12 protein-coding genes and 1 pseudogene are annotated in these 16,078 nt (G+C 62.4%); 10 read left to right on the top strand and 3 right to left on the bottom strand.

The window, feature by feature from the left end; translation table 11 throughout:
* Positions 1 to 326 precede the first annotated feature (326 nt).
* Genes QTA58_RS08630 through QTA58_RS08620 form a run of 3 tightly spaced genes read left to right on the top strand, consistent with a single transcriptional unit; the run spans position 327 to position 3,600 of the window.
* Positions 327 to 1,520, top strand: a complete 1,194-nt coding sequence (locus QTA58_RS08630) for an exo-alpha-sialidase (RefSeq protein WP_289672456.1) — start codon at positions 327 to 329, stop codon at positions 1,518 to 1,520.
* Positions 1,520 to 2,479, top strand: a complete 960-nt coding sequence (gene pdxA / locus QTA58_RS08625) for a 4-hydroxythreonine-4-phosphate dehydrogenase PdxA (RefSeq protein ID WP_289672455.1) — start codon at positions 1,520 to 1,522, stop codon at positions 2,477 to 2,479. Before QTA58_RS08630 ends, pdxA begins: the two co-directional genes overlap by 1 nt.
* A 2-nt stretch (positions 2,480 to 2,481) precedes the next feature.
* Positions 2,482 to 3,600 carry an iron-containing alcohol dehydrogenase gene (locus QTA58_RS08620; RefSeq protein ID WP_289672454.1) on the top strand — a complete coding sequence of 373 codons (1,119 nt, stop codon included), beginning with the start codon at positions 2,482 to 2,484 and terminating at the stop codon, positions 3,598 to 3,600.
* Between the two features lie 57 nt (positions 3,601 to 3,657).
* Here the strand turns inward: QTA58_RS08620 and QTA58_RS08615 are convergent, their stop codons facing one another.
* Positions 3,658 to 4,362 (bottom strand): FadR/GntR family transcriptional regulator, encoded by a 705-nt coding sequence (locus QTA58_RS08615; RefSeq protein WP_085421685.1) that lies wholly within the window; start codon positions 4,360 to 4,362, stop codon positions 3,658 to 3,660.
* Between the two features lie 2 nt (positions 4,363 to 4,364).
* Positions 4,365 to 5,393 carry a four-carbon acid sugar kinase family protein gene (locus tag QTA58_RS08610; RefSeq protein ID WP_289672453.1) on the bottom strand — a complete coding sequence of 343 codons (1,029 nt, stop codon included), beginning with the start codon at positions 5,391 to 5,393 and terminating at the stop codon, positions 4,365 to 4,367.
* 227 nt (positions 5,394 to 5,620) lie between these two features.
* Here QTA58_RS08610 and QTA58_RS08605 point away from each other — a divergent pair, with 227 nt between their 5' ends.
* The 3 genes and pseudogenes from QTA58_RS08605 (at position 5,621) to QTA58_RS08595 (ending at position 10,583) form a co-directional block, all read left to right on the top strand.
* Complete coding sequence (locus QTA58_RS08605) at positions 5,621 to 6,178, top strand: TetR/AcrR family transcriptional regulator (protein ID WP_085421687.1); 558 nt, start codon at positions 5,621 to 5,623, stop codon at positions 6,176 to 6,178.
* Positions 6,179 to 6,280: 102 nt separating this feature from the next.
* Complete coding sequence (locus QTA58_RS08600) at positions 6,281 to 7,429, top strand: efflux RND transporter periplasmic adaptor subunit (RefSeq protein ID WP_289673070.1); 1,149 nt, start codon at positions 6,281 to 6,283, stop codon at positions 7,427 to 7,429.
* A pseudogene (locus QTA58_RS08595) lies at positions 7,429 to 10,583 on the top strand (efflux RND transporter permease subunit). The gene QTA58_RS08600 and the pseudogene QTA58_RS08595 overlap by 1 nt, the downstream one beginning before the upstream one ends.
* A gap of 54 nt (positions 10,584 to 10,637) precedes the next feature.
* On the opposite strand, the gene QTA58_RS08590 reads toward QTA58_RS08595, so the two are convergent.
* The gene (locus QTA58_RS08590) at positions 10,638 to 11,516 is read right to left on the bottom strand and encodes a LysR substrate-binding domain-containing protein (RefSeq protein ID WP_085421690.1); all 879 of its coding nucleotides are present in this window, start codon (positions 11,514 to 11,516) and stop codon (positions 10,638 to 10,640) included.
* Between the two features lie 132 nt (positions 11,517 to 11,648).
* Between QTA58_RS08590 and QTA58_RS08585 the strand changes: the two genes are divergently transcribed.
* Genes QTA58_RS08585 through QTA58_RS08570 form a run of 4 tightly spaced genes read left to right on the top strand, consistent with a single transcriptional unit; the run spans position 11,649 to position 16,077 of the window.
* Positions 11,649 to 13,199, top strand: a complete 1,551-nt coding sequence (locus tag QTA58_RS08585) for an ABC transporter substrate-binding protein (RefSeq protein ID WP_289672452.1) — start codon at positions 11,649 to 11,651, stop codon at positions 13,197 to 13,199.
* 21 nt (positions 13,200 to 13,220) lie between these two features.
* Positions 13,221 to 14,102, top strand: a complete 882-nt coding sequence (locus QTA58_RS08580; protein ID WP_085421692.1) for a dihydrodipicolinate synthase family protein — start codon at positions 13,221 to 13,223, stop codon at positions 14,100 to 14,102.
* 41 nt (positions 14,103 to 14,143) lie between these two features.
* Positions 14,144 to 15,103 carry a nucleoside hydrolase gene (locus QTA58_RS08575; protein ID WP_289672451.1) on the top strand — a complete coding sequence of 320 codons (960 nt, stop codon included), beginning with the start codon at positions 14,144 to 14,146 and terminating at the stop codon, positions 15,101 to 15,103.
* Entirely contained in the window at positions 15,100 to 16,077 is a 978-nt protein-coding gene (locus QTA58_RS08570; protein ID WP_289672450.1) for a nucleoside hydrolase, read from the top strand. Before QTA58_RS08575 ends, QTA58_RS08570 begins: the two co-directional genes overlap by 4 nt.
* Position 16,078: the final 1 nt, after the last annotated feature.

Here is a 16,078-nt window from a genome sequence, read left to right as displayed (position 1 = left end):
TGAGGGCTACGTCAGCAACGGCTGACTCACTGAAGGTCGCGGTTCCGCCCGCGGCGGTTGCTGCCTGGCGGTCATGGCGGCTTGCTGGCATTGCGGCTCCTCCCTTGGCGTCTCCGGCAGGGTGTTTTGACCATCGGCCGTTCGGACTACTTTGTCAATTGTTTTATGAATGTAAGAGGATCAAAAAATATCTAGTTAAATAAAAACAATTAATATCAAGCGGATAAATGGATATATCGAGCGCCTCCGCGTGTTCATCATGACATTTTAAAACTTGACAACTTGAAAATTGGTGCGATGGTCCAGCTCAAATGAGGAGTGCCTTGATGAGTCCAGACGACATTGTCCGCCTGATGACCGGCGAAGTCCGCGAAGTGGCTGCGGGCCGTGATGAGGCCTTTCTGCCGTCTCCCATGGTGCAAAATCATGCCGCTTTTCTGCACCCGCTGGAGGATGGTTCGATTGTGTGCGCCTGGTTCGGCGGGACGCTGGAGGGCAAGTCCGATATTTCGATATTTGCGTCCGTCCTGAGGCCGGGGTCGCGGACTTGGGGCGGGCCGCAGCGGCTGAGCTTCGACTCCGATCATTCGGAGCAGAATCCGGTTCTGTTCACCGCGCCGGACGGACGGCTCTGGCTGTTTCATACATCGCAGCCGGCAGGCAACCAGGACGAATGCCGAATCCGGATGGCCGAGGTGATCCGGGACGAAACCGATCCGCTCAGGCTTGCCGTCGCAGAGGAGCGCTACCTCGATCTGCCGCTCGGCTGCTTCGTCCGTGCTCCGCTGGTGGTGCGTGATGACGGGGCTTGGCTGCTTCCTATCTTCCGCTGCGTCCAGCGTCGGGGGCAGAAATGGAATGGCAGCCACGACCACGCGGCAGTCGGGATATCGTCGGACGGCGGTCGCACCTGGATCCTCGAGGAGGTCGCGGGTTCGACGGGCTGCGTCCATATGAATCCGGTTCCGATCGGGGAGGCGCGTTATGCGGCCTTCTTCCGGCGCCGGCAGGCCGACTTCGTCTATCGGACGGAGAGCCTGGACGGAGGCCGTTCATGGTCGGCTCCCGCTGCGACCGATCTACCCAACAACAATTCCTCGATTTCCGTGACGGCATTGAGGGGTGGCCGGCTGGCGCTGATCTGTAATCCCGTCAACGCAATGCTTTCCGAGGAGCGCCGCAGCTCGCTTTATGACGAATTGGGCGAGGATGACTTCAGGCCGGACGCCGACCCCGCGGGCGGTTGCGTGCCGGTCTGGGGCGTGCCGCGGGCGCCGGTTGCGGTCTGCCTGTCCGAGGACGGCGGGCGAAGCTTCCCCCTGCGGCTGGTCATCGAGGACGGCCCCGGCACCTGCCTGTCGAACAATTCCACGGACGGACGCAACAAGGAGCTCTCCTATCCTTGGCTGCTCGAAGGAGCGGATGGCAGCCTCCACATCGCCTACACCTATCACAGGCGCGCAATCAAATACGTACGGCTGGCACCCGGTTGGGCCGGCGCGAGCGAGGCACGAAGCTGATGAGCAACATTGTCGGAATAACGATGGGGGATCCCTGCGGCGTGGGTCCGGAAATCACCGTCCGGGCACTGGCGGAAATGTCCGGCGCCGACCGCGCCGCGACACGCGTCTACGGCAATCTGAAAACCCTGGAGGCGGCGCGCCGGGCCGCCGGCATCGAGCTCGATCTCGCACCGCTGGTCGTCGATCTGGCAGTGGAGGGAGCGCCCCTGCCCTGGGGCCGGCTGTCGCCTGTCGCCGGCGATGCCGCGTTCCGCTTCATCGAGAGGGCGGTGCGGGATGCGATGGCCGGAGAGATCGGCTGCATCGTCACCGCGCCCATCAACAAGGAAGCTCTGAACCTGGCCGGCCATCATTACGACGGCCATACCGGCATGCTCCGCAGCCTGACGGGCTCCAAGGCGGCTTATATGCTGCTCGCCTCGGAGCGGTTGAAGGTCATTCATGTCTCGACCCACGTCTCGCTGCAGGAAGCCATCCGGCGGGCCACCACCGAGCGGGTGCTTGCGACGATCAGGGCGGGGGATGCACACCTCAAGCGGATCGGCTTTGAAAAGCCGCGCATCGCGGTTGCCGGCATCAATCCCCATTGCGGGGAAAACGGTCTGTTCGGCACCGAGGACGACGACCAGATCGCGCCGGCCGTGGCTGCCGCGCGGTCGGAAGGCATCGACGCATATGGACCGATCTCCGCCGACACCGTGTTCCACCGTGCCTATTCCGGCGCCTTCGACCTGGTGGTGGCCCAGTATCACGACCAGGGTCACATCCCTATCAAGCTTGTCGCCTTCGACACGGCGGTGAACGTGTCCGTCGATCTGCCGATCGACAGGACCTCCGTCGATCACGGCACCGCCTTCGACATCGCCGGCAAAGGCATCGCCAACCACGGCAACATGAACTCGGCCATCGCCTATGCGCGCAAGCTCGTGGCGGGCCGTGCCCAGCAGGGACGCTAGTCATGACGATTGCGACGATCACCATTCATCAACCCCGCCGCCTGATCGTCGGCGCGGGGACTATCGGCGAGGTGGGTTCGTGGGCAGGCGATGCCGCGCGCACGCTCGTCGTCGCCACGCCTTTCACGGCCGGCTTCGTGGATCGATTGCGCCTGCCCGGTACCGTAACGGTATTCGATGCTATCCCGGGAGAACCGGACATTGCGATCTTCGATGCGGCGATCGAAGCCGCCCGCCGTACAAATCCCGATCTGGTCGTCGGCGTCGGCGGCGGCTCCGTGCTCGATGTGGCGAAACTCGTCGCCGCGCTGTGGAATTCGGACCAGACGCTATCCGACGTGGCGGGCCCGAACCGCGTTGCGGGCCGCAGCACCCGTCTGGCGCAGGTCGCCACCACGGCAGGGACCGGTTCCGAGGCCGGAATCCGTTCGCTCATCACCGATCCCGGCAAGGGTAACAAGATCGCCGTCGAAAGCCCGCATCTGATCGCCGATCTCGCGGTTCTCGATCCGGAGCTGACCTTCTCGCTGCCGCCTGCCGTCACGGCTGCGACGGGGATCGACGCCATGGCGCATTGCGTGGAGGCGTTCACCAATCGCCGCGCTCATCCGATGATCGACGATTTCGCGCGGATGGGCTTCCGCCTGGTGGGCCGATATCTGGCGAGAGCCGTCAGGGACGGGAGCGACACCGAGGCGCGCGAAGGCCTGATGCTGGCGTCCTATTACGGCGGTGTCTGCCTGGGGCCGGTGAATACCGCCGCCGGCCATGCGATCGCCTACCCCCTGGGAACGCTGCTGCATCTTCCGCATGGCCTGGCGAACGCGATCGTCTTCCCCCATGTCCTGGCCTTCAACCAGCCCGCGGTGCCGGCAAAGACCGCCGAGGTGGCGGAGGCGCTCGGATTTGGGCAGGAGCTTTCGCAACGCGACCTGCTGGGGTCAGCGCATGCATTCTGTGCCGGGCTTGGTGTCGAAATGTCCCTTTCCGCACACGGGGCGACGGAGCCCGATCTTCGGCGCTATGCCGAGGATGCCCATGCGATCAGGCGGCTGATGGACAACAACCCCAGGGACATGAGCGTCGACGACGTGTTCGGGATCTACAAGGCCGCCTTCTGAGGCAGTGTCGATCATCCGAGGCAAGCGGCTGTTCGAGCCATCCGCTTGCCTCGACTGTCACGGCTTCGAGGATTGGAAGAGGCGATCTCGTGATCCGGTCAGGTGATCGCGCATCAGCTTTTGCGCGGCCTCGCCATCCTTGGCCTCGATGGCTTTTGCAATGGCTTCATGCTCTGCAAACACCCGCAGAAGCCCCGCGGCCTCGCGTTTGACGGAAACGCCATGGAACTTCATCCCGACGGCGATATGATCCTTCAATGCCTCCATCGCCGTCGAGAAATAGTTGTTTTGAGCAGCCCGGGCGATGGCGAGGTGAAACTGGAAGTCGGCATCCTCCCGGTGGGATTGGCGGTTGGTCGCGTCGCGCATCAGTTCCAATGCTTGCCGGATTGCCGCAAGGCTGTCCTTGTCGTGCCTTGTCGCCGCGGCCGCCGCGGCGGCGGGTTCCAGCGTCAGGCGGAACTCATAGCAGTTGAGCAGGTCGGCGATGTTCTCTAACTGGCCGAAGCCGAGTGGCTCCTTGAGGCCGACCGAACGGACGAAACTTCCGGCTCCACGGCGTGAATAGATCAGGCCCTGGTCGCGCAGGCGCCGCAAAGCTTCGCGGATCACCGGCCGAGACACTTCGAACTCCGCCGCCAGGTCATGTTCCGTGGGCAGGCGCTCGTCAGGCTGGTAGGCCCCCGATTTGATGGCGCGGTGCATGCGCTCGAAGACGATGTCGGGCAGCCCCTTGCGTGCGGTTCCGTTCTCCAGCCCCATACCTACCCCGCCTTCCGAAGGATCATGCTTGTAATTGACGTCAGCGTGTCCGGTCCTCCGAATCCGCCGGATTTTGCGATTATGCATTGGCCGCCGGCATAGGCCAATCCCAGCCCGGGCAGACACTCGCCGATCAGGCGAAGGCGGGAAATGCCCATCCTCCGCAAGACCGCCTCTGCGGTCGCTCCGCCGGAAAGGAGAAGCGTTTTTGCGGTATCGGTAAGGCTCGGGGCGATGCCTGCTGCAAGCGCTTCGGAAACCTCCTGCGGACTGCGCGCTTCGGTTCCGGGTGTCGCCTGCACGAGAGTTATGCCCGTCCCGCCGATGGAGGTCTCCGCCAGCATACCATTTGGAGCCTGCAGGCAGTGCACCGGATAAGAACGTCTGAGCTCGTCTATCTGCGCGAGTGTGATCGGATCCCGGGATCCGATGACGAAGAGTGCAGCGCCTGCGGGTATTTCGGCCGGCACGGCTTCCGCCCTTCCGGTCATCCCGCGGGCAAGGGCATCGGCAAGCCCTCTTGCGCCGATCAGGAGGTCCACCCCTGTTGCTTGGGCCGTTTGCAATGCCTCATCCATGTCGGCCGCCGAGCGGATGTCGGGAATGATCGCACGAGAGGCGTGACGACCGAGCTTTTCACGGATGGAGATCGGCTTGTCGACGCCGAACCCCTCCAGACAGCCGGCCGCCACGAACCGGCCGAATTCGGGAATCGCCGGGGCGACGAGAGCGCGGTCGAACGGCGTCGCATCGAGTTCGGCGGCAATATGGCCCTTGAGGCGGGAGTCTATTTTCTTGAAGAGCGATGTCCCCGGCGAGAGCATGGAAATGGCGCGAGCCGCCGCCTCTCTTGCGGCATCTTCGTGAAGCTCGCGGCATGCCAGGTTGATGGCCAGCACGTCGGGCCTGTCCTGCAGGACGAGCGGGATGACGTCCGGGTTCAACGCCACCTCGGTATGCTTGCCCCTCCCGGCAAAGGGCGCGGCCGAGTCGAGAGCGCCTGTCAAATCGTCCGCGAGGATGGCAATCATATGGCAGTACCGCTGTAATGTTGTAATCTTTAGTCGGATGGAAACAGCTGGAATGTCAAGTCATCATGCAGAGAATATTACAAATATAGTGATCTCCGCCGGGAACCTCGAAGGACGCCCTTGCTCCGAGGCAGGCAAGCAGAAACGAACTGGTGCGCCACAAAACCACTTGATTAAAGAACGAACGTTCGTGTATACATGACGGCTTCCTCATATGTGGGGCCGTGATGCCAAGAGACCGCAAGATCGAAATCGATGACATTCTGGACGCAGCTGTCCGTGTCGTGCTTCGGGCCGGCGCGGCCGGACTGTCGATCGACGCGGTTGCGCGGGAGGCCGGCGTCAGCAAGTCCCGTGTCGTCTATGATCACAAGTCCAAGTCGGGGTTGCTCGAAGCCCTGGTCGAACGGAAAATCAGGGCCGAACAGGAGCGGACGCAGGCGGCGGTGACAGCCAGCAAGGATACCCCGCATCCGGAATTGTACGGCCGCATCGCCACCGCGGCCGCCGGGCCTGATGACGAGGATAAAGCCGTCACGCTGGCCATCAGTGCCGCCATGTCGAGTGAAGACAAGGTCAGGGATCTTATGCGGGAATGGTTCGCAGAAGACCTTCAGGCCGTCAAAGCGACGCCCAGGCCGCAAGCGGCGCTCCTGGCCTATCTGGCGCTCAGCGGGTTCCTCTGTTTCGAGTTGTTCGATTTTCATCGCTGGGACGAGGCGGAGAGGACGGTAATCCTTGAAGGGATCAGGACGATGTTCGTCAGCTTTCCCGAACCCGCCTGATATCGACGTCCCATCGGCTGAACGATTGGCGATTCATTTTATTTGCAGGTGACTGAAACGATGAAAAATTTCAAATCTAGGCCGCGTGCAGGCGCCGTTCTGATGGCTGCTTCGATCATCGTGTCGATGAGCGGCAACGCCTTCGGGCAATTTGGCGAAATGCCGCCGCCGGCGGTGAGTGTATTGACGTTGCAGGAACGCGCTGTCCCGGTCATCAGCGAATTGCCCGGCCGCATTGCGGCTACGCGGGTTTCGGAAGTGCGGGCGCAGGTCTCGGGTATTCTGCAGGAGCGTGTGTTCGAGCAGGGCACCCTCGTCGAGCAAGGCGATATCCTCTATCGCATCGATCCCAAACTTTTCCGGGTTCGCGTCGCGAGCGCTGAGGCGGCTCTGCAGAGAGCGAAAGCCACCCAGGCCAATGCCCGCCAGCAGCTGGAGCGGCAAAAAACCCTCCGGAATCGCAATGTGGCAAGCGGGGTCGATTACGACACCGCTGCCGTCGCGCTCGCCCAGGCCGACGCGGATGTCGCAGCCGCCGAAGCAGCTCTCGATGAGGCGAGGATCAATCTCGATTATACCGAGGTGAGGGCGCCGATTACCGGGATCATCGGCGCAGCGCTCGTCACGGAAGGTGCATTGGTCGCAGCCGACGGTGCGCAGAACCTTGCGCTGATTCAGCAGATCGATCCGGTTTATGCGGATTTCACCCAATCGTCTTCGCAATTGCTCGCCCTCAAGCGCGCGGTGGATGAAGGAAGACTTGCGAGCCCGGCACCGGGCCAAGCGAGCGTCCAGCTCGTCTTCGATGACGGCAGCGTCTATTCGCAGCCGGGCAAGCTTCTGTTTGCCAGCGCCAGTGTGGACGCAACCACGGGGCAGGTGACGTTGCGCGCCGAGTTTCCGAACCCGAAGGGCGACCTTCTTCCCGGCATGTATGTTCGCGTTCGTGCCGAACAGGCGGTCCGTCAGGGGGCGATCACCATTCCCCAACGCTCCGTCGTCCGTTCTCCGGACGGCAAGGCCCAGGTTTACGTGGTGGGGGACGACGCGACTGCGCAGGTCCGCGACATTACGCTTGGAGAGGCGATCGGCAACGAATGGGTGGTCGAAAGCGGGCTCAAGAACGGCGAGCAGGTGATCGTCGATGGCGCGCAGAAGGCGCAGCCCGGTGCGAAGGTGGTTCCGGAGCCCTGGAATCCCGATAATGCGGCCGAAGCGGCCCCTGCCAATTCCGGTAATCAGGTGCGGTAATGGCCCAGTTCTTTATCAGCCGGCCGATTCTGGCGTGGGTTTTCGCGATCTTCATTTCGCTTGCCGGGATTATCGCGCTGCCGTTCCTGCCCGTGGCGCAGTATCCGAAGGTCGCTCCGCCGCAGCTGACGATCTCGACCAACTATCCGGGCGCCTCGCCGCAGGAAATCTATCAGGGCGTGACGCGCCAGATCGAGGAAGAGCTGAACGGCGTGGATGGCCTGATCTATTTCGAATCCACGTCGGACGCCTCGGGCTACATCACCATCACCGCGACCTTCGTGGCCGGGACCGATATCGATCAGGCCTCGGTGGACGTGCAGAATGCCATCCGCCGCGTCGAGCCCCGCCTGCCGCAAGCGGTGAAGTCGCAGGGGATCAATGTCGAGGAAGCCGGCGCCGGCTTCCTGATGGTGGTCTCGCTCAACTCGACCGACGGCCGGCTGGACGACGTGGGACTGGGTGATTACCTGACCCGCAATGTTCTCGGCGAATTGAGGCGCCTGGACGGCGTCGGCCGCGTGCAGCTTTTTGCCGCCCAGCGCGCGATGCGCGTCTGGATCGATCCCGACAAGATGGTCGGCCTTAATCTCTCCACGGCGGATATCAGCGCAGCGATCGCCGCGCAGAATGCGCAGGTTGCCGCCGGCCAGATCGGCGCCGCGCCTAATCCGGTCAGCCAGGATCTCACGGCGACGGTGCTGGTGCATGGGCAGTTGAGCGATCCGCAGCAGTTCGGGGACATCATCCTGAGGGCGAACCCGGATGGATCGACGGTGCGGCTTCGCGACGTGGCGCAGATCGAGATCGGAGCGGAAGCCTACAGCTTCGTGAGCCGGTTGAACGGCAAGCCGACCGCCGCCGCCGCCGTCCAGCTTTCCTCCACGGGCAACGCGGTCGCCACCGCGGCTGCCGTGGAAGCGAAAATGGAGGAGCTTTCCCGGTTTTTCCCGCAGGGTATCGAATATTCGATCCCTTATGACACAAGCCCCTTCGTGTCGGCTTCGATCGAGAAGGTCATCCATACGCTGGTCGAGGCGATCATCCTCGTCTTCGTCGTGATGTTCGTGTTCCTCCAGAACTTCCGATACACGCTCATCCCCACGCTGGTGGTGCCGGTCGCGCTGCTCGGTACGCTGGCTATCATGCTGGCGACGGGCTTCTCCATCAACGTTCTGACCATGTTCGCCATGGTGCTGGCTATCGGCATCCTGGTCGACGATGCGATCGTCGTCGTCGAGAATGTGGAGCGCATCATGGCCGAGGAGGGGCTGCCGCCGAAAGAGGCGACCCGCAAGGCCATGGGCCAGATCACGGGAGCCATCCTCGGCATCACGCTGGTCCTCTCCTCCGTCTTCATCCCGATGGCGTTCTTTCCCGGATCGACAGGCATCATCTATCGGCAGTTCAGCCTGACGATGGTCGTCTCGATCCTGTTTTCCGCTTTCCTGGCGCTTTCGCTCACTCCGGCGCTTTGCGCCACCCTGTTGAAGCCCATTCCCAAGGGGCATCACGAGAAACGCGGGATTGCAGGCTGGTTCAACCGGAGCTTCGGAAGGCTCACGAACGGCTATTCCGGCAGCGTCGCAGGCCTAGCACGCCGTGCCGGACGGATGATGGTGGTCTATCTCGCGCTTCTCGTCGGGCTCGGCTATCTGTTCGTCAATCTTCCGGGCGGCTTTGTTCCGAACGAGGACCAGGGCTTCCTGATCGTCGACGTACAGGGACCGCCGGAGGCGAGCCGAAACCGCACGCTCACCTCGCTGGAGCAGATCGAGAACGTGTTTCGGGCCGAGCCCGCGGTCGAAAACACCGTTGCGATCCAGGGGTTCAGTTTCTCCGGCACCGGCCCCAACGCCGCGCTGGTATTCTTACGCTGAAGGACTGGGCGGAGCGCGGCGAGGGCAATAGCGCCCAGGAAATCGCCAACCGCGCCAACATGCAGTTGTTCGCGCTGAAGGACGCGACGACCTTTGCCCTTTCGCCGCCGCCGATCGAAGGTTTCGGCGTTTCGAACGGCTTCACCTTCCGTCTGCAGGATCGCGGTGGAAACGGCCAGGCCGCTCTCAATGCCGCCGCCGGCGAATTGATGGCGAAGGCATCGCAATCCGGCCTGATCGTCGGCATCCGCCCGGAAGGCATGCCGGATGCCGCACAGCTTCTGCTGGTTATAGACCGGGAGAAGGCAAACACCTTCGGCGTCACCTTCGCGGATATCAACGACACCATCACGGCGAATCTCGGATCCTCCTATATCAACGACTTTCCGAACACGGGCCGCATGCAGCGCGTCATCGTGCAGGCTCAGGACAAGGCTCGGCTGCAGGCCGAAGATCTGCTGAAGCTGAATGTCCGGAACGTGCATGGCGGAATGGTCCCGCTGTCGTCCTTCGCCATCGCCGAATGGCAGAAGGGGCCAGCCCAGATCGTTGGCTACAACGGTTATCCGACCGTTCGTATTTCCGGTGAGCCGGCCCCGGGCGTGTCCTCGGGCGCGGCGATCGCCGAGATGGAACGGCTTGCATCTGAGCTGCCGGAGGGTTTCGGCTTCGAATGGACGGGCCAGTCGCTGGAGGAGATCACGTCGGGCAATCAGGCGCCGATCCTCTTCGGGCTCAGCATCCTGTTCGTCTTCCTGCTGCTCGCCGGTCTCTACGAAAGCTGGTCGATTCCGCTCTCGGTCATGCTCGTCGTGCCGCTCGGCGTCATCGGGTCCGTTCTTGCTGTGATGGTGCGCGACATGCCGAACGACATCTACTTCAAGGTCGGCCTGATCGCGATCATCGGCCTCTCCGCCAAGAACGCGATCCTGATCGTCGAATTCGCCAAGGACTACTTTGCCGAGGGGAAATCGCTGGCCGAATCGGCCGTGGCGGCGGCTCGCGTCCGCTTCCGCCCGATCATCATGACCTCGCTCGCCTTCACGCTCGGCGTGGTGCCGCTTGCCATCGCGACAGGGCCGAGTGCGGCGAGCCAGAATGCGATCGGCACCGGTGTTCTCGGCGGCATGATTTCGGCCACGGTTCTGGCGATTTTCTTCGTTCCGGCCTTCTTCGTGTTCGTCCTCACGGTATTGCGCACGAAGCGGCCAGAACCGGGACATGGCGCCGCTCCTGCGGCCGCGCCACCGGAGCCGGTGTCTTCCTCTCATTAGGAAACTCGGAAAGCCTTGAAGTCTTCTTCAAGGCTTTCTGTTTTGGATTGGGTTTCAGGCCATCAGCTCGCTCATCCTGGCGACAAGGTCGTCCAGGATCGCTATGCGCCCGGCTCCGGAAGGACGGATGGCGAAATACGAGACGTCGATGCTCGGCTGAAAGGGAACCGCCACGATCGCCACCTCGGCCGCACGGATGCTGGTTTGATCGACGATCCCCACGCCGATGCCGGAAGCGGCGAAATGGCAGCAGTTCAGCATGGATGTTTCCATCGTACTTGCCGGCGGGTGATCCGCGCTCGCAAAGGCACGGTCGAGTGCAAGCCTGAGCGGCGAGTTCCGGCCCGGGATCAGAACCCGCTGATCCTGCAGGTCGGCCGGCGTGACGACATGTCTGGATGCCAGCGCGTGACCCGGCGCCATGGCGGCGACCGCCTGTGAGCTGTGCAGCAGAACCGCGTTCTTGTCTGCCATGCGCGGAGAGCTGAAGACGAAGCCGAGATCGTACTGGTTCTTATCGACCATATCCCAGATATGCCGGCTGTTCTCGACGTCGATGACGAGCGGGAGATCGAGGCGGTTGCCGATGACATCGATGATGGCCTGATGGAGATAAGGTCTCATAAGGGATGTCACGCTCGCAATGCGCAGGACGATGTTCTTGTGTTTGCGGATATCGTCTGCGGCTTGGGCGATCTGGTCCAGACCGAGATAAAGCCGTTCGACTTCGCGAAAAAGCTGGGTCGCTTCTGCCGTTGGCACCAGCCGCGTGCCCTGCCTCTCGAAGAGGGTTATCTGAACCACCTCCTCGAGATCCCGGATGAGCCTGCTGACGGCAGGCTGCGTGACATTCATCGCTTCGGCGGCCGCGGTAATTCCGCCGGTCATCATCACGCTTCGGAACGCCTCGACCTGGCGAGGTTTCAAACGCACTGCCTTATCCCTTCATAACATTTGCGCATGAACCGTGTACTAAATGCAATTTTTCTTTTGCTGGCGAAAGCTTTATTTGCACCTTAATCCGCAGGGAGAGCGCGGATTTCGGACAACCGGAGGAGCTCCATCATGAAATTCCTTACGATCGCAGCCGCACTGGCAGCGTCTGTTTTCGCCGTACCGTTCGCAACCCACGCGAAGGACCTTACCGTGGGCTTGGCGGCATCCACGACATCCATGGATCCGCAATTCTATGTGGTCGGCCCCAATAGCGCCATGGCGCGCAATATCTTCGATGGCCTCGTCAACCAGGATGCCAAGCAGCAGATTCAGCCTGCGCTTGCCGTATCCTGGCAGACCATCGACGACACTACCTGGGAATTCAAGCTGCGCCCGAACGTCAGGTTTCATGACGGCAGCGATTTCACTGCGGAAGACGTCGTGGCAAGCATCAAGCGCGTCCCGCTGGCGTCGACCAACAGCCCGAGCTCCTTCGCGGCCTATGTGAAGGCGATCACCGAGGTAACGGCGGTCGACCCGCTGACGGTCCGCATCAAGACCGACGGCCCGACGCCGCTGCTTCTCAACAATCTCAGCCGTATCGCCATCCTCCCGGCGGAGATGGAGAAGACGACGACGGAAGAGATGAATTCCGGCAAGGGCGTCATTGGCACCGGCCCGTTCAAATTCGTCTCCTGGACGCCGGACGACAATGTCGTGGTAGAACGCAACGACGGCTATTGGGGCGAGAAGGCTGCCTGGGACAAGGTCACCTTCCGGGTTTTCAAGAACAGCAGCGCCCGTGTGGCGGCCATTCTCTCCGGCGACGTGGATATGATCGAGAGCATCCCGACCGCCGACACGCGAAAGCTTCAGGCCTCCGACAAGCTGAAGGTCGTCAACGTTGCCGGCAACCGCATCATGTATCTGCATATGGATCAGGATCGCGAAGTGTCGCCTTTCGCCAAGGGGCCGGACGGCAAGAACCCGCTCTTGAAGCCGGAAGTACGCCGTGCGCTCTCGCTTTCGATCAACCGCGAGGCGCTCGTCGACCGCATCATGGACGGGCAGGGCGTGCCGGCCGGCCAGGTCGTTCCGGAAGGCTATTTCGGCTACGATCCGTCGATCAAGGTCGACCCCTACGACCCGAACAAGGCCAAGCAACTGCTCGCCGATGCGGGCTACCCGGAAGGCTTCTCGCTGACCTTCCATGCGTCGAACGACCGGTATCCGAACGATTCCAAGGTCGCTCAGGCGATCGGCCAGTTCTTCAGCCGCATCGGCGTCAAGACGGAAGTGGCCACGCTCCCCGGCAGTGTCTATTTCACCCGAGCTTCCGCGCTTGAGTTCAGCTTCATCATGGGCGGTGCGGCCGTCGAAACCGGCGAGGCATCCGGCGTGCTCGGCCCGATCCTGGAAACCTATGGCGAAAAGGCCGGGCAGGGCAATCGCGGCCGTTACTCCAATCCGGAATTCGACAAGGCTTTGACCGAAGCCCGCAGAACGCTGGACGATACCAGGCGCGAGGAACTTCTGAGGAAGGCGACGGAAATCGCCATGACCGACCTCGGCGTCATTCCCGTCTTCTATCTGGCCAACACCTGGGCGGTCAAAGACGGGCTATCCTACGAAGGCCGCTCGGATGGTTACACGCTTCCCTACTATGTGAAGCCCAACTAATCCCGGAAAGGACGGTCCATCATGTCTTTCAGCGGCGTATTCCCCTATCTCGTCTCGCCGGTCGATCAGTCCGGCAAGGTCATGGACGGCGTGCTGACGGATCTGGTGGATCACCTCGTCGAGGCGGGCGTCCATGGTTTGACGCCGCTCGGCAGCACCGGCGAATTTGCCTATCTCTCCCAAGAGCAGAGACGTCACGTCGTCGATACGGTGATTTCGGCCAATCGCGGCCGGGTCCCCGTTGTCGCCGGCGTGGCGTCAACGTCGACTGCCGATGCCGTTGCCCAGACGGAGTATATGGTCGAGGCCGGTGCCGATGGCATTCTGGCGATCCTGGAAGCCTATTTCCCGATCAGCGACGAGGGTGTCGAAGCCTATTTCACGGCGATCGCCAGAGCCGCGAAAGGACGTCCGGTCGTTCTCTACACCAATCCGCAGTTTCAGCGCTCGGATCTGACATTGCCGGTCATCGAACGTCTGAGCCATGTCGAGAACATCCGCTACATCAAGGATGCCTCTACCAATACCGGGCGCCTCCTCTCCATCATCGAGCGGACCCGCGGCCGGATGGACGTGTTCGCCGCTTCCGCTCATATTCCGGCTTGCGTGATGATGATCGGCGGGGTCGGCTGGATGGCCGGTCCCGCCTGCATCGTCCCTCGGCAGAGCATTGCTCTCTATGAGGCCGCAAGGGCAGGCGACTGGGCTAAGGCCATGGAACTGCAGCGGCCTCTCTGGAAGGTCAACGAAATCTTCGCGAAATATTCGATCGCCGCATGCATCAAGACGGCGCTCGAACTGCAGGGCTTTCCGGTCGGTGCGCCGATCGCTCCGCAGGCTGCGCTCGGTGAGGCCGCCCGTGCGGAGATCGGCGCCGTGCTGCGCGATGTCGGCGCTCTCTGAGCGTCGGTTTTCCCATTCGATACACCACAGGCAATTTCAGAATGACTGCAATTCCGATCATCATCGACTGCGATCCCGGGATCGACGACGCGATCGCGCTTCTCACTGCGTTCGTCTCTCCGGAACTGGAAATCCTCGGCATCACGCCCGTCTGCGGCAACCAGCCGCTCGAACGGACGGTCCGCAACGCCCTTCAGGTTTGCGAGCTCGGCGGCCGGACCGACATCCCCGTCCATGCCGGTTGCTTCCGGCCGATGTTCCGGGAGCCCATCTATGGCCAGTTTCACGGCAAGAACGGCCTCGGCAACACCACGCTGCCGGAACCGGTCAAGACTGCCGAAAGCAAATCCGCGGTTGATTTTCTCATCGAGACGCTGAGTGCTGCAGGAAACGAAGGCAAACGGATTACAATCTGCTGTCTTGGACCGATGACCAATCTGGCGGTCGCCTTGCGGATGAAGCCGCAGATCGCCGAGGGCGTCGAGCGGGTGGTCATGATGGGCGGGGCCTATCGCGAACCCGGTAACCGTACCATGACGTCGGAATTCAATGTTCTTGCCGATCCGCATGCGGCGCATGTGGTCTTTTCCAGCGGCGTACAGATCGTGGCGCTGGCGCTCGACGCGACGCATCAGGTCATGCTGAAGCCGGAGCATGTCGCGCAGTTTTCCGAAGTGAGCGGGCGTATTTCCGAAACCCTGGCCGAGCTGATGGCATTCTGGGACCGCAACGACGTGCGCCGCTACGGATCGCGCGGCGGTCCGCTGCATGATCCGCTCGTGATCGCCTATCTGCTCGCTCCCGGCCTCTTCGAGACGCAGCGTGCCCGCGTCTTTGTCGAGCATGAAAGCGAATTGTGCATGGGGCAGACGATTGCCGACTGGTATGGCAAGAGCGGTCTGGAGCCCAATGCGGATATTGTCACCAGGGTCGATGCCGAGGGCGTGATCGAATTCTTCCTCGAGCGGCTTTCGCGCTATGCCGAGAAGGCCGTGGCATGAGCATTCACAAGGTCATCATCGATACCGATCCGGGCGTCGACGATGCCGCCGCCATCCTGATGGCGCTGGCCTCGCCGGAAATCGATGTGCTTGGCCTCACCGTCGTCGCGGGAAACGTTCCGCTGGACGACGCTGTCGCGAACGCGTGCAAGATCGTTGGCCTGTCCGGCCGGAGCGACGTCCCGGTCCATGCGGGCGCGCCGGGTCCGCTGGTCAGGGATCAGGTCTTCGGCAAATATGCGCGGATCGGCTCGTTCGGCGATGATCTCGTAGCCGGAAGCGGCGTCAGGCCGGCTGACGAGCATGCGGTGCATTTCATCGTTCGGAAGGCTCGCGAGGCGGCCGAAACGGGCGATCCGATCACCATCTGCGCCATCGGGCCGCTCACCAATATAGCGCTCGCGCTGATCCAGCATCCCGATGTGGCGCGCGGTATCCGCCAGGTCGTCTCGATGGGTGGGGCGTTCACTGCGCTCGGTCACCGCACGCCCTGGGCCGAGTTCAACATCTATGCGGATCCGCACGCAGCCGAGATCGTCTATCGGTCCGGCGTACCGGTCGTGGTCATGCCCCTCGACATGACGTTCCAGGCGCTGTTCACGCAAAAGCATTTCGAGCGTTTTGCCGAAGAGGGTGGGCCAGCGGGCACCGCGCTCTTCAATTTGTTTTCCAGATTCGATCGCAGTGACATCGACCGCTTCGGACGGCCGGGGGGCCCCATTCACGATGCCACCACGATCGCCTGGCTGATCCGGCCCGATCTTTTCAAAAGCCGGAAGGCCGCCGTCGGCGTGCAGGTCACCGGCCTCACGAAGGGCCACACCTACGCCGATTTCCACCGGAAGATCGCCCATGTCGCGGATGCGACCGTCGTTACCGATATGGACGAGGCGGGCTTCATCAATCTGCTGATCGAGCGGATATCGCGCTATGGACGCGTTGCCCCGCCCGAGGCCAAGTTGCTGGGAGGCTGAT

It is taken from the genome of Neorhizobium sp. CSC1952, assembly GCF_030378245.1.
Classification (GTDB): Bacteria; Pseudomonadota; Alphaproteobacteria; order Rhizobiales; family Rhizobiaceae; genus Neorhizobium; species Neorhizobium oryzae_A.
This window is presented reverse-complemented; position numbering and strand designations above follow the sequence as displayed.